The following is a 20,213-nucleotide window of genomic DNA, read 5'->3' as shown; positions in this document are numbered from 1 at the left end:
CCCGTGGACGCTTGCGCTTCAGTTCGCTTGAGTGCGGCCGCTATCCATGCGTTGGCCCTGGCCCGCGCGCCATACACGCACGATGTAACGCGCACGCAACCCAGCGACACGCCTATCCCCACTCACGCCCGTCCTTTCACTGCCCCCACTCCCCATGCACGCCCTCTCGAATCTGCGTATCGGCCAGCGCCTGGCGCTCGGCTTTCTCACGATCATCGTGCTGATGGTTCTGCTCACCGTGGTGGGCATCCAGCGCGTCCGCAGCATCGACCGCCAGCTGATCACCATCAACCAGATCAACAGCGTCAAACAGCGCTATGCGATCAATTTCCGCGGCAGCGTGCACGACCGGGCAATCGCGGTGCGCGACGTGGTGCTGATGGACGACCCGGCCAGCCGGCAGGCGACGGCACAGCTGATCGACAAGCTGGCCGCCGACTATGCGCGCTCGGCGCAACCGCTGCAGCGCATGCTCGCCACCGCCAGCGACCCACGCGAGGCGGAGTTGTTGCAGCAGATCCAGGCGATCGAGCAGCGCACGTTGCCGTTGATCGTCCAGGTCCGTGCGCTGCGGCAGTCCGGTGAGCGCGCGCAGGCCGAACAGGTGTTGCTGCAACAGGCGCGCCCGGCTTTCATCGCCTGGCTGGCCAGCATCAATGCCTTCATCGACCTGGAGGAAGCCAAGAACCGTGTCGCTGCGCAGGACGCGCTGGCGATCGCCAGCAGCTTTGCGCTGCTCATGGTCGGCTGCACGGTGCTGGCGCTGTTGCTGGGCGCGGGTATCGCAGTGCTGCTCAGCCGTAGCGTGGTGCGTCCGCTACGGCAGTCGCTGCAGCTGGCCGAGCGCATCGGCGCTGGCGACCTGGGTAGCCCAGCGGTCGTCGCCGGCAACGATGAGTCCGGTCAGCTGTTGCGGGCGATGCAGCAGATGCAGCAACGCCTGCAGGCAGTGATCGCCGCCCAGCACGAGATGGCGGCGCGCCACGATGCCGGTGCGATCGGCTACCGGATGGAGGCCAGTCACTTCCCCGGCGATTATCGACGCATGGTCGAAGACACCAACGCGCTGGTGGATGCGCACGTGCAGACCCAACTGCGCATGGCCGAGGTGATGGGCCGTTACGCGGTCGGCGACCTGGCGACCGACATCGCCGCCTATCCCGGCGAGAAGGCCGCCATCACCACCGCCATGCAGCAGGTCAAGCAAAGCCTGCGGGCGATCAACTTACAGATCCAGGATCTGACCGAAGCCGCCTGCGCCGGCGATTTCGCCCGCCGCGGCCAGCCGGAGCGGTTTGCGCACGAATTCCGCCTGATGGTGGAAAACCTCAACACCATGATGGCCACCGCCGACGACAACCTGGCCGCGTTCTCGGCGCTGCTGCGGGCGATCGCCAGCGGCGACCTGACCGTGCGCATGCAGGGAAATTTCCACGGCGTGTTCGCCACCATGCGCGACGATGCCAATCGCACCGTCGATCGCCTGACCGACATCGTTGCGCATATCCAGGCCACCTCCAACCAGATCGGCTTCGCGGCCGAGGACATCGCCGGCGGCAACCACACCCTGGCCCAGCGCAGCGCGCAACAGGCTGCCGGCCTGGAGGAGACCACCGCCTCGATGGAAGAGCTGACCGCCACCGTGCGGCAGAACGCCGCGCATGCGCAGCAGGCCAATCAGCTCGCCGTCGGCGCCACCACGGTGGCCGGCCAGGGCCGCGACGTGGTCGGCCAGGTGGTCACCACCATGCACGGTATCGAGGCCGCGTCCAAGCGCATCGCCGACATCATCACGGTCATCGATGGCATCGCCTTCCAGACCAACATCCTGGCGCTCAACGCGGCAGTGGAAGCAGCGCGCGCCGGCGAGCAAGGTAAGGGCTTTGCGGTGGTCGCCAACGAAGTGCGCACACTGGCCCATCGCGCCGCCGGCGCAGCGCGCGAGATCAAGAGCCTGATCGACGACTCGGTGCAGCGCGTCAGCGACGGCGCGGTACTGGTGCACCAGGCAGGCACCACCATGGGCGAGGTGGTCGCCAGCGTGCAACAGGTGACCGACCTCATCGGCCATATCTCGGCCGCCTCGCAGGAACAGGCGGCCGGCATCGAGCACGTCAACCGCACCATCGCGCAGATGGACCAGACCACCCAGCAGAACGTGGCGCTGGTCGAGCAGGCCAGCAGCGCGGCGCGGGCGCTGGAAGCGCAGTCCAGCCAGCTGATCCAGGCGGTGGAGGTGTTCAAGGTGCCGGTGCAGGTCTAGCGCCGGCAACGACCAAGCCACGCTAGGGCAGCAGCTCCTTGAGGGTGTCGATGAAGGCGCGCAGCCCGGGCGGGACCTGGCGATGGCCCGGGTAGTACAGCACCAGCCCGGGAATGGCCGGGCACCAGGGCTCGAGCACCCGCACCACGCCGCCGCGCGCCAACGCCGGCAGTGCGGCGTGCTCGGGAACATAGGCAATGCCCAGCCCGGCCTCGGCGGCTTCGCACATCAACGCGATCTGGTCCAGGGTCAGCCGTCCCGGCACGTCGATCGCCACTTCCTGCCCATGCCGCTCGAACTCCCAGCTGGCGAGCCTGCCGCTGGGCATGCGATGACGAATGCAGGCGTGCCGTTGCAGCTCCTGCGGCGTGTCCGGGCAACCGGCGCGTTGCAGATAGGCCGGCGCGGCGATGGCGATGAAGCGGGTCTGCCCGCCGAACGGCACCGCCACCATGTCCTGCGGCACCGACTCGCTCAGGCGGATGCCGGCATCGCAACCGGCCGCGACGATATCCACCAGCCGGCCTTCGCTGACCAGGTCCACCGCCAGCGCCGGATGCCGCGCCAGCAGCTGTGGCACCACCTGCCGCAGCAGTAGCCGCACGGCGACTTCCGGTGCATTGATGCGCACCGTGCCGACGACCTCGGCGCGAAAGCGCTCCAGCGCATCCAGCGCCTGATCCACTTGCTGCAGCGCCGGGCGCAACGCGTCCGCCAGCCGCTGCCCGGCCTCGGTCAGCGACACGCTGCGCGTGGTCCGATGCAGCAGGCGTACCTGCAACCGGCGCTCGAGCGCACCGATCAGGTGGCTCAGCGAGGAGGGCGCCAGATCGAGCTCGACCGCGGCGCGGCGAAAGCTGCGGTGGCTGGCGACCGCCAGAAACGCGGCCAGATCATGAAAGCTGGGCTTGGTCATTGATGGGAAATCTGCACTAACCCATGCGAATTTCATGGCATAGATCCAGCAATCATCGGCTCTTAGAGTGAAGTTTCCTTTCACGACAGAGGTACCGCAGATGTCCAGGAACTGGTTGATTACCGGCGCGTCCTCCGGATTCGGTCACGGCTTGGCGGCCGCCCTGCTGGCACGCGGCGATCGCGTGGCCGCCACGGTCCGCAGCGGCGACGCACTGGCGGCATTGCAAGCGCAGTACGGCCAGGCACTGACGGTACTGTCGCTGGACGTGCGCGACGACACCCAGGTCCGCAGCGTGGTGGCGCAGGCCTTCCAGGCGCTGGGACGGATCGACGTGGTGGTCAGCAATGCCGGCGTGGGCCTGCTCGGCGCCGCCGAAACCATCAGCGCCACGCAGGTGCGCACGGTGATCGAGGCCAACCTGCTCGGTTCGATCAGCGTGATCCAGGCGGTGCTGCCGCGGTTGCGCGCGCAAGGCGGCGGCCATGTCTTGCAGGTGTCTTCCGAAGGTGGGCAGATCGCCTATCCCGGCTTCAGCGTCTATCACGCCAGCAAATGGGGCATCGAAGGCTTCATCGAGTCGGTGGCACAGGAAGTGGCCGATTTCGGGATCCACTTCACCCTGGCCGAACCAGGGCCGGCGCGCACCAACTTCGGTGCAGCCCTGCTGCGGACCGAACTGCCGGCCGACTACGTGGGCACGCCGGTGGATGCGCTGTGCCGTGGACTGGACGATGGCAGCTGGGAAATCATGGGCGATCCGCAGCGCATGGTGGCGGCGATGATCGCCTGCACCGAACAGTCGCCGCCGCCGCGGCGGCTGGTGATGGGTACCACCGCCTACCACGCCATCCACGACGCGCTCAGCGCGCGCCTGGCCGAGCTGCAGGCGCAGCACGCCATCGCCGTGTCGACCGACGCGCCGGCCGCAGTGGCGTGATGGCGTGGCCAGCACCAGCGCTAGCGTGCACGGCGCAACCGTGAGCTGCGCGGTGTGCGCCAGCGCAGCGGATGCGATCGCCATGCAAGCCGCGCCTGCCGTAGACTCGCCGCACCTCCGCACCGCGCCTGTCGCGCACCGCCGCCATGGATCGACAGCACACCGACACCAGCAAGTTTCTCAGCTATGTGCTGCGGCACGCGCCGGAGTCGATCGGTCTGCAGCTGGATCGCGATGGCTGGGCGGATGTCGTCGCCTTGTGCGCCGGCGCGCAGGCGGCCGGCAAGCCGCTGGATGCGGGCCTGATTCGCGCGGTGGTGACCAGCAGCGACAAGCAACGCTTCGCGCTGTCGGCCGATGGCCTGCGGATTCGCGCCGTGCAAGGCCATTCCACGCCCACCGTTGCGCTCCAGCATGTGGCCGTGACACCGCCGGAGCTGCTCTACCACGGCACGGCCACGCGCTTTCTGCCGGCGATCCTGCGCGAAGGCCTGCGCCCCGGCCAACGCCATCACGTGCATCTGTCTGCCGACCCGCAGACGGCGCTCAGCGTGGGCGCGCGCTATGGCACGCCAGTGCTGCTGCAGGTACAGGCCGGCCGGATGCATGCACAGGGGCTGCCGTTCTTCCAGGCCGACAATGGCGTCTGGCTGGTGGCCGCAGTGCCGGCAACGTTCCTGACCCAGACCAGCGCAGACGGCTAGCAGCACGCCCGCAGCTGCCCGCCGCCACGCAACCGCAGCGCGTGGCCAGATAACGCCGCGCACGCGCCTGCCTTCACAGACCCCACGCCGCCTGCTTGCCAGAATCGCGGCCGCTTGACGCCACGACGGCCGAACACTGGGAGCGGGTAAATGGGGTGGATCATCGTGGCCACGGTGCTCGTCACGGTGGTAGTGGGTTTGCTGGCACTGAACTTCGCCACGCCCGAGAAGAAGCTCCAACACATTCCCACGCATCGCTACGGCATCGCCGACCCGCAGTTCAAGCGCGAGATGTCGGTGCTGCTGGGACCGACCATCCTGCCGGGCAACCGCATCGAGGTGCTCAACAACGGCGAGGAGATCTTTCCGGCGATGCTGGCGGCCATCCGCGGCGCCGAGCGCACCATCACGTTCGAAACCTACATCTATTGGTCCGGCGCGATCGGGCGCGAGTTCAGCGAAGCGCTGTCCGAACGCGCCCGCGCCGGCGTGGCGGTGCGGGTGACCATCGATTGGGGCGGCAGCTTGAAGATGGACCCGTCGCTGGTCGACACCATGAGCACCGCCGGCGTGGAGGTGCACCGCTACCGCCCGCTGGCCTGGTACACCCTGCACCGGGTCAACAACCGCACCCACCGCAAGCTGCTGGTCATCGACGGCCGCATCGGCTTCACCGGCGGCGTTGGCGTGGCCGATCAGTGGATGGGCCACGCGCAGGATCCGGCGCATTGGCGCGACACCCACTACCGCATCGAAGGTCCGGTGGTGGCGCAGGTGCAAACCGCCTTCAACGACAACTGGATCAAGAGCACCGGCCGTGTGCTCAACGGCGCCGACTACTACCCCGACCTGGTCGCGGCCGGCGACAGCGATGCGCAGTTGTTCGTGGCCTCGCCAGCCGGTGGCAGCGAAAGCATGCACCTGATGTACCTGATCGCCATTGCCGCGGCCTGCAACACCATCGACCTGGCGGCCGCCTATTTCGTGCCCGATGCCTTGATCACCCGCGCGCTGCTGGAGGCGCGCGCACGCGGCGTGCAGATCCGCGTGCTGTTGCCGGGCCCGCATATCGATGCGCTGTCGGTGCGGTTGGCCTCCAAGGCCAGCTGGGGGCCGCTGCTGCAGGCCGGCATCGCCATCCACGAATACCAGCCGACCATGCTGCACACCAAGCTGCTGATCGTCGATGGCCTGTTGGTGTCGGTCGGCTCGACCAACTTCGACATCCGTTCGTTCCGGCTCAACGACGAAGCCAGCCTCAACGTCTACGACCGTGCGCTGGCCGCGCGTCTGACCGCGCTGTTCGAACGCGACCTGCAGCAGGCCGAGCGCTATTCGCTGGAGCGCTGGCGCGCACGTCCGTGGCGCGAAAAGCTGGCCGAGACCTGCGTGCTGCCGTTCCGCTCCCAGGTCTGAGCGTCACCCCACGCGTCCGTGTCATCGGCGCCGGCGCGCGCCACGCCCCGTGTCGCGCTCGCCACTCAGCCCAACGCCGGTTGCCGGCGCAGCTGCCGCAGGCGCCACCACAGCCCACCCACGTAGACCAGCGAATACAGCACCAGTGCGGTCGCCAGGCCCAAAGTCAAAGGACTGGCCTGGCTGCCTGCCGCGGCCGCACCGGCAGCGAAGGCGCCGCTGGCCCAGCGCCAGGCCAGCCGTCCCAGCAGCACCAGCAGCAGCGCTCCACCGATCCAGGGGTTGGGCGTGTACCAGCCGCGTCCCTCCGCCCATACCGCATCGGTGGTGCGCAGCGACAGCACCCCCAGGCCGATGCCGACCAACGCCCCGACCGCCTCGCCCCAGCGCACCTGCGGCAGCGCCGCCGCGGCCAGTCCCAACGCAGTCAGCGCCAGCAGCAATGCGCCGGCACGGACCCCCGCAGCGACCGGCTGCCAGGGTTGCCGACCAAAGCTGCGGCGCAGGCGCCGATAGAACACGAAGGCGATCGCCGCGAGCGACAGATACGGGGTGAACGGAGCGACGGCATGGGCAGGCATGGTCGAAGGTCTGCAGGGAGGACCGCGCCAGCATGCGACTGCCCAGACAGCGCGACAAGGTGCCGAATGTCACCTGTTGCGTCCGTCCGCGCCGCGGGCTTCCCGACGCGCCCATGAATGCCGCAGGCACCGGCCACGCCTGCCGCCGCGCTGGCCGGGCCGCGGCGGTAGACTTGCGGTTTCGCGCTTCCCCACCCCGCACCATGTCCGCCATCAAGCAACACGCGCATACGCTGATCGCCGCGCTGCCCGACGCCGCCGGCTGGGACGACGTACTGCGTGCGGTGAGCGAGGCGCGGCTGTTGGCCGCCATCGGCGAGGGCATCGACGACGCCGACCGCGGTGCGTTGGCCAGCCCCGACCGGGTCACGGCGATGTTCGCCAAATGGGGCGTTGATGTTGCGACGTGAGTGGACCGAGGCGGCCGCCGGCCAGCTCGAGCATGCCCAGGACCACTACCACGCGCTCAATCGCCCGGCCGCCGCGGCGATGGCGCGACGGGTGCTGGAAGCGACCCGGACGTTGGGAGAGCAACCGCAGCGCGGACGCGCCGGCCGGGTGCCGGGGACCCGCGAGTGGGTGGTGGCCGAGACCCCGTACGTGCTGGTGTATCGCGTCCGCGGCGACGCGCTGCAGATCCTGCATGTCTGGCTGAAGACCGACGACTGGTTGCCGCGGCGCGACTCCGGCATCGAGCGCATGGAGCGCTGGATCGCCGCCATGGTCAGCGCGCTGGTGCATGTGTTGATGCTGCTGGTGCTGCTGTCGGCCTCGACTCCGAAAATGACCACACCGCAGGGCTCGGCCGCCGGTGGCCGGGTCAAGGTGGATTTTGTCGGCGACAGCGCCAGCACCGAGCCGCCCAGCCCGACGCCCACGCCGGTGCCGCCGGCCACCCAACCCACCCCGACGCAGCCGCCGTCGGCGACCTCGCCAGTGCAGGCCACGGTGGTGCAGCAGGCGCGCAACCCGTTGCCACCGGACGGCAGCACCCGCTCCGGCCGGGTGACGCCACCGCGGCCCACCCGCCAGACGCCGCGCCCCAGCGTGCCGCAGACCCCGCCGTCCGCGGCGGCGCAGCGTCGCCCCGAGACCTGGACCGGCCGCCCGCCCGGCATGCTCGACCAGGACACCGCCGATGCCGACGGCGATGTCGATGCCAACACCCCGGCCATCAGCCAGGGCCGCCGCAACGACCGCTACACCTCCCAGCCCAGCATGGATATCGGCGGCTTCCAGGTCTATTACGACGTGCGCAGCGAAACCCAGCTGCGCGCCTGGCGCGACCAGGGCATGACCGAGATCGCCATCATTCTGCCGGGCACCCAGCAACGCATGATCTGCCCGCTGGAAGTCGCGCTCAAACGCGGTTCCGGCAAGTGCCGCCTGCTGCCGCCGGATTCGCCGGAGCTGAAGTCCATCGGCGATGCGCGCGAGGTGATCAACATGATGGAGGTCTATCGCCAGGGCGAGCCGGTCTGGCGGGGGCCAGGGCCGTATCGCTGAGCGAGCGCCTGGATCGGCAGGCCGGTGCCGGTGCGGATCTGCCGGTGCGATGAGCGGGCGGGAGCCGGCAGGCGTGTGGTTCCAGCGCGCGGACGCACGGAACTGGCTACAGTCACGGAACTCCATCTCGCGTCCAAGGATTCCGCATGTCCCCGCATCGTCTTGCCGCTCGCCTGGGCCTGGCCGCCGGCCTGGTGTGCGCACTCGCCGCCCACGCCGCCGACCCGGCGCAGACCCATCGCCTGCTGCGCGTCACCCTGGGTGGGGCGAGCGACCAGGTCAGCGCCGGCCGCTTGCTGGTGTTCGCCACCCTGGCCAAGGATGCACAAGCGACAGGCAAGGACGGCAAGGTCGAGCAGGTGGACATCAATCCGTTCCGGCCGACGGCCGTGGCGGTGGCCGCGCAGGACGTCAGCGCGCTGGCACCGGGTGGCAGCGTGCAGATCGATCTGGACAACCTCGCCTTTCCGTCCGGGTTCTCCGCGCTTCCGCCCGGCGACTACCTGCTGCAGGCGGTGCTGGACCCGGACGGCAGCTATGGCTACAGCGGCCGCGATGGCGGCGACCTGCTGAGCGCGGTGGTGCCGGTCACCCTGGGCAAGCAGGCACCGCTGCCGGTGCTGACGCTGAGCACGCAGGTGCCGGTGGTGGACGACCCGTGGCAGGTGTCGCCGCGGGCGCCGCAGGCGCTGCGCGATGCCGTGCCCGAGGCCAAGGCGCACACCAGCGATGCCTCGATGCCCAGCCCGGTGCTGAGCGCCTTCTGGGGCCGGCCGATCACGCTGCGCGCGCGCGTGCTGACCCCGCCCGGCTACGACGCCAAGGCCGCCACGCGCTATCCCACCGTCTATGTCACCCATGGCTTCGGCGGCAATTACAACCGCTTCGCCGGCAACATCGCCGCCACCTGGAACGCGATGGCGGCCAAGCAGATGCCGCCGATGATCTGGGTCTTCCTGGACCAGGCCACGCCGACCGGCACCCACGAGTTCGCCGATTCGGTCAACAACGGGCCATGGGGCACCGCGCTGACCAGCGAACTGATACCGGCGTTGGAGCGCCGCTACAAGATGGATGGCAACGCCAAGGGCCGCTTCCTGACCGGGCATTCCTCCGGCGGCTGGGCAACGCTGTGGTTGCAGACGCGCTATCCCAGGCTGTTCGGCGGCACCTGGTCCACCTCGCCGGACTCCAGCGACTTCCATGATTTCAGCGGCGTGGATCTGTATGCCTCCAATGCCAATCTCTATCGACGCGCCGACGGCAGCCGCTTTCCGTTGATCCGCGACAAGGGCCAGGTGGTCGCCGACCTGGAGAGCTTCGCCAAGCTCGAACGCGTGCTCGGTCCCTACGGCGGCCAGCTGACCTCGTTCGAGTGGGTGTTCTCCCCGCGCGGAAAAGACGGCCGCCCGCTGCCGATGTTCGACCGCGACAGCGGCAAGATCGATCCGGCGGTAATGGCCTACTGGCGCGAGCACTACGACATCGCCGCACGCGTGGCCGCGCAATGGCCCACGCTCAAGCCCGACCTGGATGGCAAGATCCACCTGATTGTCGGCACCGCCGATACGTTCTATCTGGATGGCGCTGCGCACCGCTTGCAAGCGGTCCTCGATGGCCTGCATGCCAGGAGCGACTTCCGCTATCTCGAAGGTCGCACCCACTTCGATCTGTTCGCCGAGGGCGAGGACAGCAACGCCTTGATGAAGAAGATCGCCTGGGAGATGTACGCGGTGGCGCGACCCAAGCGCTGAGACCGGCTCAGCGCTGCGACGCTAGGACGATCCAGTGGGCACGGCATATGCCGGATCGCCGATGCGTCGCAGAAATGGTCGCGCTCGCTTAGGCAACAGGGCATCATGCCTGCAACGACGAGCCGACCACGTTGCCCCCAACAGATTGCCTGGAGTCCTGGAGTCCGTATGTCCCCACTTCGCAGCACGTCTGGCCATCGTTTCCGCATGGCATGCCTGTTTAGCCTTGTTGGAGGAGCCATCGCACTGTCCGCCATGACCGATGGCATGGCCGCGACGCAGGAGGTGCCCCTGGTCTATCGGCAGATCGGCGGAACACGGCCCTATGTCCGCGTCAAACTCAACGGCACCCCGCTATTGCTGATGGTCCATGGCAATGCCGGGTTTTCAGTGATGACGACACATGCCAATGCCCGCAAGGCCGGCATCACCGCGATGACGCCGGAGGGGCAATACGGCATCAGCCAGCCCGGCAAGGTGAGTCCGCTCGGGCGCGCAAGCGCGGTTGCCAAAACGTTCCAGGTTGGTGGCCGGACTGATCATGATTTGAAGATTGCGATTTTCGAGATCCCGCAGACGTCGCCGAATGACGGCATGATCGGCCTGCCCTGGCTCCGCCAGAGCAAAGCGCTGATCGACTTCAATCGCAACCGCTTGGTGCTCCCGGAGAACGAGGCGGAGGTCCAGGCAGCACATGTCCGCTTGCAGAAGGCCGGTTATATCGCCCATCCGATGACCTGGGACGACAAGGACGCCCGCTATGTGGTGTTGCCGACGATCAATGGTGTCTCTGGGCGGTTCGTCGTCTCGACTGTTGCCGACATTTCCATCGATGCGCCGTTTGCCCAGCGCGCAGCGGTCGCACTGGGAACGGCGGGGCAGGAGTACGGCGGCCCGACAGGGACCACCGGACAAACCCGGCGAACGCAAGGACCGTTTGCGATCGTGCTGGACGGCCAGGCGCTGCACTCGGTCGAGGCAGGCGTCTACGACCTGTATGCGTACGATGGCACCACCAGACCGAGCGATGCCACGTTGAAGAACGGCTACCTGGGCTGCGACTTCATGCGTGCCAACCATGCGGTGATTGACTTCGGCGCTGGCATCCTCTTTCTCAAGCCCGGGCCGATCATCGAGCACTGATCAGCCAGCGCATGCCATGATCTCCGATCAAAGGATGTCCGTTGCAACCGCGATGCGCGGCTGCAAGTGCGGAACTCTAGCGACTTCGTCGGGCAGTGCAGAAGGCGGCGATCGCTCGGGAGGCAATGCGGTGCGCGCAAGCATTATGCAGTGCGCTTGGGCAGTTCCCATTCCAGTTGCTGCTTGACCACCAGCAGCAGCACCTGCAGCTGCCCATTGCGCACCATGGCGCCCGGCGTCTGGCCGCCGAGCAGGCTGTGCGGCGTGGCAAACCAACGCACCAGCGCCTGCTCGTTGCCAGCATGCAGCGCCCAGGCGTGGCAAACGATCTCGCCCAGCCGTTCGATGCCGCCGCAGCCCAGCAGCTTCAGATGCTCGGGCGTAAAGGCGAACAGCGCCAGCACCCGTTCGGCATCGTCCTCGCGCCCATGGACCTGCTGCAGGCGCTCGCTGTCGACCGTGCAATAAGCACCTGCCTGCGCGCGAAACGCTTCGGCGCGCCGCATGCCGGCGAGCAAGGCTGCGATCAGATCGGCTCGGTCCACCAGGCAGGCCCGCAGGAGAATGCGCCCACGCTATCCCCCAGTCGCGTCCGCCTCAATCGGGAACCTCCCGACAGCGTGCCCAATCCACCCACACACCGAGTCTGCGTCGCCCGTGGCCCGTCACGCAGGCAGATCGGCAACGGCGATCGCGCTGTGCTGCACGCCGCCAGTGTCAGCGAGACCGGTGTGCCACTCCCCTGCGATGGTCGGCTTGGCGATGCGCGATCGCCCCGCAGACGCTCGCGGATCTCGCATAGCGCCACTGTCAGGCGACGATCGCCACTGCAGCACGCAGCTCAGGCGGGCCACCGACCATCGAATCGCCCGCGAAACCCTCTTAACACGCCGCTTGTTAGCATCCGCCCGCGTCCCTTGGCAGCAGGCCGCCGGCCGGTGGCCTGCATCGTTTGGAGTGTCATCTCATGAGGAGTCGTCGCATGCCCTGGAAGTCCGCCCTGGCCCTGCTGGCCCTGTCCACCACCGCCCTGCCCGCACTGGCCCAATCCGACCGCGAAGTGGTCGACGACATGCTGACCCGCTCGGCCAATGTCTGCCCCGGCCATAGCACCGAACGCACCGGCCCCACCGTCCGTGCCGTGCCGGTCGGCGCCCTGCGGGTGATGCTCGAACGTGGCCTAGTGATGTGCCCCGACCGTCGCCTGGACGCCGATGCACCGGCGGTGTTCTACGGGCGCCTGGGCGTGTTCGAGTGGAATCCGGAAGTGGCTGCCAGCTCGGCGGTGATCGTCAAGCAGATCGATGCAATGACCCGCAAGGACGAATACCCCACCGAAACGCTGGTCTGGGACGCCAAGGGCAAGGCGCTGACGCAGCGCACCGTGCCGGCGTTCGAGCCACGTCCCGGCGCGGCGGTGTTGTACAAGCTGCGCTGAGCAGCGGCATCGCACGGCACTCGCTCGCCACCGGTGCCGTCATTCAGATCGGCGTTTGCGGCGCCCGTGTCGCGGTGAAGTGACGGCGCTCGCCGGTGCATGGGTCGTCGAAGACCAGCGTGTGCGCGTACAACTGCAACGCCCGCTGCGGATCGTCCGGACGTTGCGCTTCCAGCAACGGATAGTAGCGATCGTGCAGGATGGCCGCGCCCAGCGCGGCCATGTGCACCCGTAGCTGATGCTTGCGCCCGGTGACCGGCTCCAGCCGATACGTCCAGGTCGTCGTGCCGCGCGCCACGACATCGATCACCGTCTCGCTGTTCGGCGCACCGGCGCCTTCCTGCATGCGGAAGAACGGCGTGCCCGGTTCCAGCCGGCTGCGATGCACATGCGGAAACGTCAACAGCGGCAACGGCGGCGCCACCGCCAGGTAGTGCTTGCGGATGCGCCGCTCACGAAACAAGGCCTGGTAGATCCCGCGCGTGGCCGGGTTGGCCGAGAACAGCACCAGGCCCGCAGTCTCGCGATCGATGCGGTGCAACGGCACCAGCGCTGGATTGTCCAGCCGCTGCGCCAGTCGCGTCAGCAAGGTCTCGCGCACGTAGGCGCCGGCAGGCGCCACCGGCAGGAAATGCGGTTTGCACGCCACGACCAGATCGGCGTCGGCGTGCACCACGGTCTCGACATAGGGAATGACCGGCTCGTCGGCGACCTCGCGAAAATAGCGGATCTCGGCCCCCACGCGATACGGCGCCGATAACGCCAGGGCGCGGCCGTCGGCATCGCGCACCAAGCCGCGTGCAAAACGCTCGCGCCATCGCTCGGGCGCAATTGCCGGGAAACACGCGCACAGCGCATCCAACACCGTGACCCACGGACCGGCAGGCAGCTGGAAGCGGCTGGCCGGCGTACCAGCGTAGGTCTGAGGTGCAGCGGGCATTGCGATGGTCGCAGCGGAGCGAGAGGTGGTGATGGTAACGCGCGCTGCTGCGATGCATTGCATGCAGTTGGGCGATACCTGCGGCACGGCGCGATCGCTTGGACAGTGCAGCCAACGCTTTCCACGTGCGCGAAGCGATGCGCGCTCGCGCGACGACGCGACGTCGACGCGTGGTGTTCTGGAACTTACGTTCGAATGGCGACGCCTGCGATCGCGCACCATGCCACGCCCTGATAACGGGCCTGTGGCTTGCAGCAAAACTGTCATCGACATCATTGACGTTGCGTGCTGCCAGCCGTGCCTTGTCCCCCGATCCCTTCTCTCGAGCAGGAGCATGACCATGCGTTCAGCACTTCACGCCACCGTCGCGACAGCAGGCCTTCTTGCCCTCGTCACCACGGCGACGGCCGCCGCCGCCGTCCCGTCGGTGGCGCAATGCACCACGCCGCAGCCCTGGGTGCATTCCAACGCCGGCGTGGTCGTCGGCAATGGCACCGCCGCCAGCTGTACCGCCAGCGCACTCGCCACCGCGGTGGCGCAAGGCGGCTACGTTACCTTCAACTGCGGCACGCAGCCGACCAGCATCGCCGTCAACCAGACCATCTCCATCGGTGCCAGCACGCCCACGGTGATCGATGGCCAAGGCAGCGTCACCCTGGACGGTGGGCAAGCCAATCGGATCTTGCTGGTGAAGGACGGCAGCGCGCTGTCGGTCCGCAATCTCACCTTGCAGAACGGCAGCTCGGTGCAGCCGGCGTCCAACACCCAGTACGCCCCCGGCACCTGGGGCGGTGGCGCCATCAAGGTCAGCTACCGCGCCAAGCTGGAAGTGATCAACAGCCAGTTCGTTTCCAATCGCAGCAGCATTGGCGGTGGCGCCATCTTCGCCGGCAGCGATGCCGACGTGACCATCGTCAAGAGCGCGTTCTCCGGCAATACCTCCTGGTTGGGCGGCGCGCTCTACACCCAGCTCAGCCGCCTGACCATCGTCAATTCCGAGTTCTTCAACAACCAGGCCACCAACGCGCCGTCCGGTTTCCCCAACGCCGACCAGTTCGGCAATAGCGGTGCGATCGACACCGACGGCGCCTCGCTCGCCGGTTATCTCAATGCCGCTGCCGGCGGCGCCACGTTGTCGGTCTGCGGCGCCTCGGTGCACAACAACACCGCGGCCAATAGCGGCGGCGGTGCCACCCTGTGGGCGTATGCGCCCGACACCATCGACGTGCGTTACTCCACCTTCGCCAACAACGTCGCCCTCGCCGGCCCCGCTGGCGGCGCGCGCATCAGCCTGGGCTTTGGCGATACCACCCACTCCGGCACCACCATCACCACCCCGGGCATCATCAACGTCGAGGAAACCAGCTTCCTGTCCAACCGCGCCGAGAAGGGCAATGCCGGCGCCTTGTACATGGACTGCTACGGCCCCTCCTGCAACGTCAGCAACAGCACCTTCTACGGCAATTACGCCAAGGGTGTGGGCGCAGCGATCCAGCACGTCGGCTGGTCGCCATCCAATGGCGACCAAGGCAAGACCACGGTGCGCTTCAACAACGTCACCTTCGCCGAGAACACGCCGGGGGCCACGCTGTTCGGCAGCGGCTTCGACATCCGCAACAGCATTCTGTATTCCAAGACCGAGCGCACCTTCTGCAGCGACCAGAGCAACAGCGGCAACAACCTGGTCGAGTACTCCGCAGCCGGCGGCCTGTTCCATAGCTGCCTGACCTCCGGCCTGGTGCGCACTGCCGATCCGCTGTTGGGGGCACCGGCCAACAACGGCGGCCCCACCCTCACCCAGCTGCCGGCCAGCACCAGCCCGGCCCGCAATCTCGGCAGCAACTGCCGTTCCATCGACCAACGCGGCGATCCGCGCAGCACCAGCGTCTGCGATGCCGGTGCCGTGCAGATCCAGTAACCCGCCACCACGCACCCGCAACCGCCGCGGTGGCTTGCCACCGCGGCGGTCGCGTCTTGCCGTTCCCCCGTCGTCCACCCCCGTTCCACCCAACCAAGGGTCCTCATGAGTCCGAAACGCACTCTCACCGCCGCTGCCACTGGCCTGTTGGCCATCCTGACCGCCACCACGGCGGTCGCCGCCGTGCGCGTGGTACCGCAATGCCCGGTTCCGCAAGCCTGGGTGCATGCCAATGCCGGCGTGGTCGTCGGTAACGGCACCCCCGCCAGCTGTACCGGCAGCGCGCTCGCCACCGCGGTGGCGCAAGGTGGCTACGTCACCTTCAACTGCGGCGCACGTCCGGCCAGCATCGCCATCACCCAGACCATCACCATCGGCGCCAGCACCCCGACGGTGATCGACGGCCAGGGCAAGATCACCCTGGATGGCCGCCAGGCCGCGCGTATCTTCCAGGTGCAGAACGGCAATGCGCTGTCGGTGCGCAATCTCAAGCTGCAGAACGGCAGCTCGGTGCAACCGCCGTCCAACACCCAGTACGCGCCCGGCACCTGGGGTGGTGGCGCCATCAAGGTCAGCTACCGCGGCAAGCTGGAAGTGATCAACAGCCAGTTCCTGGCCAACCGCAGCAGCATTGGCGGTGGCGCCATCTTCGCCGGCAGCGATGCCGACGTCACCATCGTCAAGAGCTCCTTCTACAAGAACACCTCGTGGCTGGGCGGCGCCCTGTACACCCAGCTCAGCCGCCTGACCATCGTCAACTCCGAGTTCGTCGGCAACCAGGCCATCAATGCGCCGGCCGGCTTCCCGGACGCCGACCAGTTCGGCAATAGCGGCGCGATCGACACCGACGGCGCCTCGCTCGCGGGCTACCTCAACGCCGCCGCCGGTGGCGCCACGCTGTCGGTCTGCGGCACCGTCGTGCGCAACAACACCGCAGCCAATAGCGGCGGCGGCGCCACCCTGTGGGCGTATGCGCCCGACACCATCGACGTACGCTACTCCACCTTCGCCAACAACATCGCCTATGGCGGCCCGGCCGGCGGTGCGCGCATCAGCCTCGGCTTCGGCGACACCACCCACTCCGGCACCACCATCACTACGCCGGGCATCATCAACGTCGAAGAAACCAGCTTCCTGTCCAATCGCGCCGAGAAGAGCAACGCCGGTGCCTTGTACATGGACTGCTATGGCCCGTCCTGCAACGTCAGCAACAGCACCTTCTACGGCAACTACGCCAAGGGTGTCGGCGCGGCGATCCAGCATGTGGGCTGGCAGCCGTCCAATGGCGACCAGGGCAAGACCACGGTGCGCTTCAACAACGTCACCTTCGCCGAGAACACCCCCGGGTCCACCTTGTTCGGTAGCGGCTTCGACATCCGCAACAGCATCTTCTACTCCAAGACCGAGCGGACGTTCTGCAGCGACCAGAGCAGCACCGGCAACAATCTGATCGAGTACTCCTCCGCGGGTGGCTTGTTCTACAGCTGCCTCACCGCCGGCCTCGCCCGCGCCACCGACCCGCTGCTGGCCGCACCAGCGGCCAACGGCGGCCCCACCCTGACCCAGTTGCCCGCGGCCAACAGCCCGGTCCGCAACCTCGGCAGCAACTGCCGCACGATCGACCAGCGCGGCGTAGCCCGCGATACCGCGGTTTGCGACGTAGGCTCGGTGGAAATCAAGTAAGCCCCACCTGCGCGTCCTTACTGCTAGCGAGGACGCGCTTTGCGTGACCGGGCGGGCGATGTTCGCTCGGTCGCGCGATCAAAGGGTCGTCGCATCGCGAGGCAGGGCCGGCGTCGAAGCCGGACCCACCGACTGATTTGCTCGACCATCCCCTAATGCATGGGTTAAACCGCACCGCGAAGCGGGTTCGGCTTGGACGAATTGTTAGGGCGCGACATTGATGAGTCCGAGACCCGACAATGTGATCACGCCGCCGAGCCCAAACGCTAATGCCGCATAGAAGAAAGCCATGCCACGCCCTCTCGGACTTGAGCAATGTTCGCAGACCCAGATAAGTGCGCTGAAGAAGAATGTCTTGTGGCTATAGAAGTAGCTGGCGAGGAACATGGCGCCCCACGCCATCAGGTAGAGTCCCAACAGGACTGTGCTGGAACCCGTGCGCATTGGACCTGGCTTGAGCCCCGCGAGCAGACTGCTGACAAGGAGGACACCCAGCATGGAGATAAGCGATAGGCCTAGTGCGATGCCGGGCTTGTTTTCTGTTGGCTTCGGCTGCATCGATCCTACCAGAGCATCCTAGCGCATAAATTAAACCGACCCACGAAGCGATTTCGATTCGAATGTATTGTCAGATGCCGTCGGGGGCATCTGGGTGTCCGCCATTCCACTCCGCTGCTTACGATCACGGCATTTTGCTTTCAACAAGTTCCTTCAAGTACGAAAATACGTCAGGCCCATCATCTACGCCAGACGACTTATTGGGTGGAGAAGGGCGAGGATCTTCCTGACGCACTAGCAAAGAGCTGCTTCCGTCACTCTCGGTCAGCTCATAGGTCATGAAAAAGTAGTGCTCTGGAATGTCTTGTAGATCGGGACGCGGGAAGAACAGTGAGTACTTAAGGCGCGACTCCGGCAAGAATTCAAGCACTGTGCCTTTCTGCTCAAAGACTTGCCCGTTCCATTCGTTCCGAAAAACAATAGGGGTCCCCACTTCCCATGTGGTCAGTAGGTCAGAGCCGTACTGCCATTGCTTGACTAGCTCAGGCACGGTCAACGCCTTCCAGACCTTACTGGCCGGTGCAAGAATCTTTACGATTGAATCGGAAGTTTTCATCTGCATATCCCGAAGATGTTTGGTGCTGGCCTAATGCATGAACTGAGCGGACCCCCAAAGTGGTGTCGGATCGAATGAGTTGTTATCGCTCATCTTTCTGAGCCAAGGCACTCGGCGTGAAGCCATTAGCTGGCACAAATGCAGTCCATTTTTCAGTCAAAGCGCTACCCGAAAACTTGAACACCTCAAGGTGGTACCCAATACCGCCGCGCTCTAAGGCGATGGTCCACAGACTTGACTCCCGGCAAGCGCCAAAGAAGCGTGCACGAGGTGTCGAATCCCGCACTACGTCCGTAGAGTTGAATGGTCCACCTTGGGGAGAGATCTCTCCGCCCACCGCCTGAGCAATCTGTGTGCGAATGTTTAGCGGCACATCCGTCCAGGTAATGTCCGGGGTGCATAACCGGTCTGCCCCCATCGCCGGGACCGCAGCGGGCGCTTGACCGAGGATGAGGACAACCGTTGCGAAGAACTTGGACATGAGTACTAGCACCGGAGCTAAGCCGCGCCGCGAAGCGGCGTCGGCTTTTGCGTAATTCTAGCTGCGTTCCATCTGCTTGCGGCGATGAGCGAACACAACGTAGGGCCAGAAGCTGACCATGGCAATGCCCATCGCGGAAGAGACCAGTTTGCACAGCCAGTGCATCCCCTCAAATGTGTCGTAGTCAGCCGCGTAGACCTCGACTGGGCGGCCGCAGCGACGAAAGTTTTTTGCGACTCCCTCATGTGACTTCCTGCCGGGCATAGCGCCTGAACCAAGTCGAGCCACGAAATAGCTTCGGCTTGGATGAACTGTTAGGGCTCACAGCCGCATACCCAACCAGATAACCATCTCCGTGGAGGCAGACACGATAGGCGTCAGAACCCCGGGCCAGAATGCACCAGTCCGGATGTGCCCAAGCGACTGGTCATGATGCTGTTGTTCCTCAGCGACTATGGCTGAGATTGCCAACACGGCCGAAGGGTCATGGCCTTGGAGTAAGGCAATTTGGTTCTCCAAGTGCCGGAGCACGACGCTCTCAACGGCAGCAGTAGTAGCAGCGATAGCGCCAGACCCAAGAAGGCCGGTCGTGGCCCCGAGCACGAAACCGCCGATGCCACAGAGCCAGTAGCTGCGGCAGCGACGGCGGCCACGGCGTTCCAACTCAGCGCCAAAGATGGCGAGGTGTCGTTGCTCGTGTGACCGGAACTCACGAAGCTCAGAAATCAAGCGTGGAGCGGTCAGCCGAGCCATGAGTATCTGACCCGTGTAGATGCTTATGGCACCGTGCTCGCCAGCGTGATTGACCTTGACGATGCGGTCCCCGAGGTCGCTTGTAACAGACTGCACGACTACTCCCATGTGAGCCCTAATGCTTGAACTAAGCCGCGCCACGAAGCGGTGTCGGCTTGAATGAATTGTTAGGCGACACTACCACGCGACACCCCGAGCAGCCTCAACGCGAGCCCAAATGCTTGGCGTGCTGCTGGTCCATACGCCTCCGAGCAGATGGCGGAATGCCGGATCACGACGAGCCTGGAGCTCAATGCGCTCAATAAATTCCGGGCCATATCTATCAATAAGGTCCTCAAGCGGTCCAGCCGCGAGTACGCCAACAACTAATTCCGGCGGATTGCGCGACAAGACCTCCAGGATTGCAGCCCAACAATCCTCGACGCTTGCAGAGTCTCCGGGAAACATGAAGCGTTCCGCTGCCCAGAAAAGGGGGTGGCCATCAAGGGAGCGATCGCTGTCCTGCTGGAGGGCGATGTACGCGGTTGCCCAGTCCTTGATCGTGTGCGAGTCCATGTTTGTCCCGCCTAACGCCTAAATTAAGCCGAGTTGCGAAGCAGCTTCGGTTGAATGAGTTGTTAGGCAGTGACTGGCCGCAAAGGTTGGATGGTGCAACCATGCTCC

Annotated in this window: 20 protein-coding genes; 11 read left to right on the top strand and 9 right to left on the bottom strand. The window is 66.2% G+C overall.

Features of this window, described 5'->3' with window-relative positions; translation table 11 throughout:
• Positions 1-154: 154 nt before the first annotated feature.
• Positions 155-2,263 carry a methyl-accepting chemotaxis protein gene (locus CKY51_RS08550; RefSeq protein ID WP_022970670.1) on the top strand — a complete coding sequence of 703 codons (2,109 nt, stop codon included), beginning with the start codon at positions 155-157 and terminating at the stop codon, positions 2,261-2,263.
• Between the two features lie 22 nt (positions 2,264-2,285).
• On the opposite strand, the gene CKY51_RS08545 is transcribed toward CKY51_RS08550, so the two are convergent.
• The gene (locus CKY51_RS08545) at positions 2,286-3,179 is read right to left on the bottom strand and encodes a LysR family transcriptional regulator (protein ID WP_022970669.1); all 894 of its coding nucleotides are present in this window, start codon (positions 3,177-3,179) and stop codon (positions 2,286-2,288) included.
• Between the two features lie 100 nt (positions 3,180-3,279).
• Between CKY51_RS08545 and CKY51_RS08540 the strand changes: the two genes are divergently transcribed.
• The 3 genes from CKY51_RS08540 to CKY51_RS08530 all read left to right on the top strand — a co-directional run bounded on the left by CKY51_RS08540 (position 3,280) and on the right by CKY51_RS08530 (position 6,239).
• Complete coding sequence (locus tag CKY51_RS08540; protein ID WP_022970668.1) at positions 3,280-4,119, top strand: SDR family oxidoreductase; 840 nt, start codon at positions 3,280-3,282, stop codon at positions 4,117-4,119.
• 146 nt (positions 4,120-4,265) lie between these two features.
• On the top strand, positions 4,266-4,823 hold the full coding sequence (locus tag CKY51_RS08535) for an RNA 2'-phosphotransferase (RefSeq protein WP_022970667.1): 558 nt from the start codon (positions 4,266-4,268) through the stop codon (positions 4,821-4,823).
• A gap of 150 nt (positions 4,824-4,973) precedes the next feature.
• Complete coding sequence (locus tag CKY51_RS08530) at positions 4,974-6,239, top strand: phospholipase D-like domain-containing protein (RefSeq protein ID WP_022970666.1); 1,266 nt, start codon at positions 4,974-4,976, stop codon at positions 6,237-6,239.
• A 65-nt stretch (positions 6,240-6,304) separates the two neighbouring features.
• Here CKY51_RS08530 and CKY51_RS08525 read toward each other — a convergent pair whose 3' ends face one another.
• Positions 6,305-6,820 (bottom strand): CcdC protein domain-containing protein, encoded by a 516-nt coding sequence (locus CKY51_RS08525; protein ID WP_022970665.1) that lies wholly within the window; start codon positions 6,818-6,820, stop codon positions 6,305-6,307.
• 203 nt (positions 6,821-7,023) lie between these two features.
• On the opposite strand from CKY51_RS08525, the gene CKY51_RS08520 reads away from it, so the two are divergent.
• The 4 genes from CKY51_RS08520 to CKY51_RS08505 all read left to right on the top strand — a co-directional run bounded on the left by CKY51_RS08520 (position 7,024) and on the right by CKY51_RS08505 (position 11,223).
• Entirely contained in the window at positions 7,024-7,230 is a 207-nt protein-coding gene (locus CKY51_RS08520; protein WP_022970664.1) for a hypothetical protein, read from the top strand.
• The gene (locus CKY51_RS08515; protein ID WP_152249105.1) at positions 7,217-8,326 is read left to right on the top strand and encodes a type II toxin-antitoxin system RelE/ParE family toxin; all 1,110 of its coding nucleotides are present in this window, start codon (positions 7,217-7,219) and stop codon (positions 8,324-8,326) included. Before CKY51_RS08520 ends, CKY51_RS08515 begins: the two co-directional genes overlap by 14 nt.
• Positions 8,327-8,472: 146 nt before the next feature.
• On the top strand, positions 8,473-10,080 hold the full coding sequence (locus CKY51_RS08510; protein WP_022971197.1) for an alpha/beta hydrolase: 1,608 nt from the start codon (positions 8,473-8,475) through the stop codon (positions 10,078-10,080).
• A gap of 168 nt (positions 10,081-10,248) precedes the next feature.
• Entirely contained in the window at positions 10,249-11,223 is a 975-nt protein-coding gene (locus tag CKY51_RS08505) for a pepsin/retropepsin-like aspartic protease family protein (RefSeq protein ID WP_170292304.1), read from the top strand.
• Between the two features lie 143 nt (positions 11,224-11,366).
• Here the strand turns inward: CKY51_RS08505 and CKY51_RS08500 are convergent, their stop codons facing one another.
• Positions 11,367-11,768 carry a hypothetical protein gene (locus CKY51_RS08500; RefSeq protein WP_022971195.1) on the bottom strand — a complete coding sequence of 134 codons (402 nt, stop codon included), beginning with the start codon at positions 11,766-11,768 and terminating at the stop codon, positions 11,367-11,369.
• Positions 11,769-12,229: 461 nt separating this feature from the next.
• Between CKY51_RS08500 and CKY51_RS08495 the strand changes: the two genes are divergently transcribed.
• Positions 12,230-12,661: a hypothetical protein gene (locus CKY51_RS08495; protein WP_202902242.1), complete on the top strand. Its 432-nt coding sequence runs from the start codon at positions 12,230-12,232 to the stop codon at positions 12,659-12,661.
• Positions 12,662-12,704: 43 nt separating this feature from the next.
• Here CKY51_RS08495 and CKY51_RS08490 read toward each other — a convergent pair whose 3' ends face one another.
• Positions 12,705-13,601 (bottom strand): pseudouridine synthase, encoded by an 897-nt coding sequence (locus CKY51_RS08490; RefSeq protein ID WP_022971193.1) that lies wholly within the window; start codon positions 13,599-13,601, stop codon positions 12,705-12,707.
• A 340-nt stretch (positions 13,602-13,941) separates the two neighbouring features.
• On the opposite strand from CKY51_RS08490, the gene CKY51_RS08485 reads away from it, so the two are divergent.
• The gene (locus CKY51_RS08485) at positions 13,942-15,519 is read left to right on the top strand and encodes a choice-of-anchor Q domain-containing protein (RefSeq protein ID WP_152249102.1); all 1,578 of its coding nucleotides are present in this window, start codon (positions 13,942-13,944) and stop codon (positions 15,517-15,519) included.
• A gap of 105 nt (positions 15,520-15,624) precedes the next feature.
• Positions 15,625-17,202 (top strand): choice-of-anchor Q domain-containing protein, encoded by a 1,578-nt coding sequence (locus CKY51_RS08480; RefSeq protein ID WP_152249101.1) that lies wholly within the window; start codon positions 15,625-15,627, stop codon positions 17,200-17,202.
• Between the two features lie 204 nt (positions 17,203-17,406).
• Here the strand turns inward: CKY51_RS08480 and CKY51_RS08475 are convergent, their stop codons facing one another.
• The 5 genes from CKY51_RS08475 to CKY51_RS08455 all read right to left on the bottom strand — a co-directional run bounded on the left by CKY51_RS08475 (position 17,407) and on the right by CKY51_RS08455 (position 20,105).
• Positions 17,407-17,760, bottom strand: a complete 354-nt coding sequence (locus CKY51_RS08475) for a hypothetical protein (protein ID WP_152249100.1) — start codon at positions 17,758-17,760, stop codon at positions 17,407-17,409.
• A 124-nt stretch (positions 17,761-17,884) separates the two neighbouring features.
• Positions 17,885-18,316 (bottom strand): SRPBCC family protein, encoded by a 432-nt coding sequence (locus CKY51_RS08470; RefSeq protein WP_152249099.1) that lies wholly within the window; start codon positions 18,314-18,316, stop codon positions 17,885-17,887.
• 82 nt (positions 18,317-18,398) lie between these two features.
• Positions 18,399-18,797 carry a hypothetical protein gene (locus CKY51_RS08465; RefSeq protein ID WP_152249098.1) on the bottom strand — a complete coding sequence of 133 codons (399 nt, stop codon included), beginning with the start codon at positions 18,795-18,797 and terminating at the stop codon, positions 18,399-18,401.
• Positions 18,798-19,118: 321 nt separating this feature from the next.
• Positions 19,119-19,658, bottom strand: coding sequence for a demethoxyubiquinone hydroxylase family protein (locus CKY51_RS22945; RefSeq protein ID WP_152249097.1), 540 nt, complete (start codon positions 19,656-19,658; stop codon positions 19,119-19,121).
• 69 nt (positions 19,659-19,727) lie between these two features.
• Entirely contained in the window at positions 19,728-20,105 is a 378-nt protein-coding gene (locus tag CKY51_RS08455; protein ID WP_152249096.1) for a DUF6869 domain-containing protein, read from the bottom strand.
• Positions 20,106-20,213: the final 108 nt, after the last annotated feature.

Source organism: Xanthomonas maliensis (assembly GCF_009192945.1).
Lineage (GTDB): Bacteria > Pseudomonadota > Gammaproteobacteria > Xanthomonadales > Xanthomonadaceae > Xanthomonas > Xanthomonas maliensis.
Note: the sequence above shows the minus strand (reverse complement) of the source record. Positions and strands in the feature narration are given on the sequence as shown.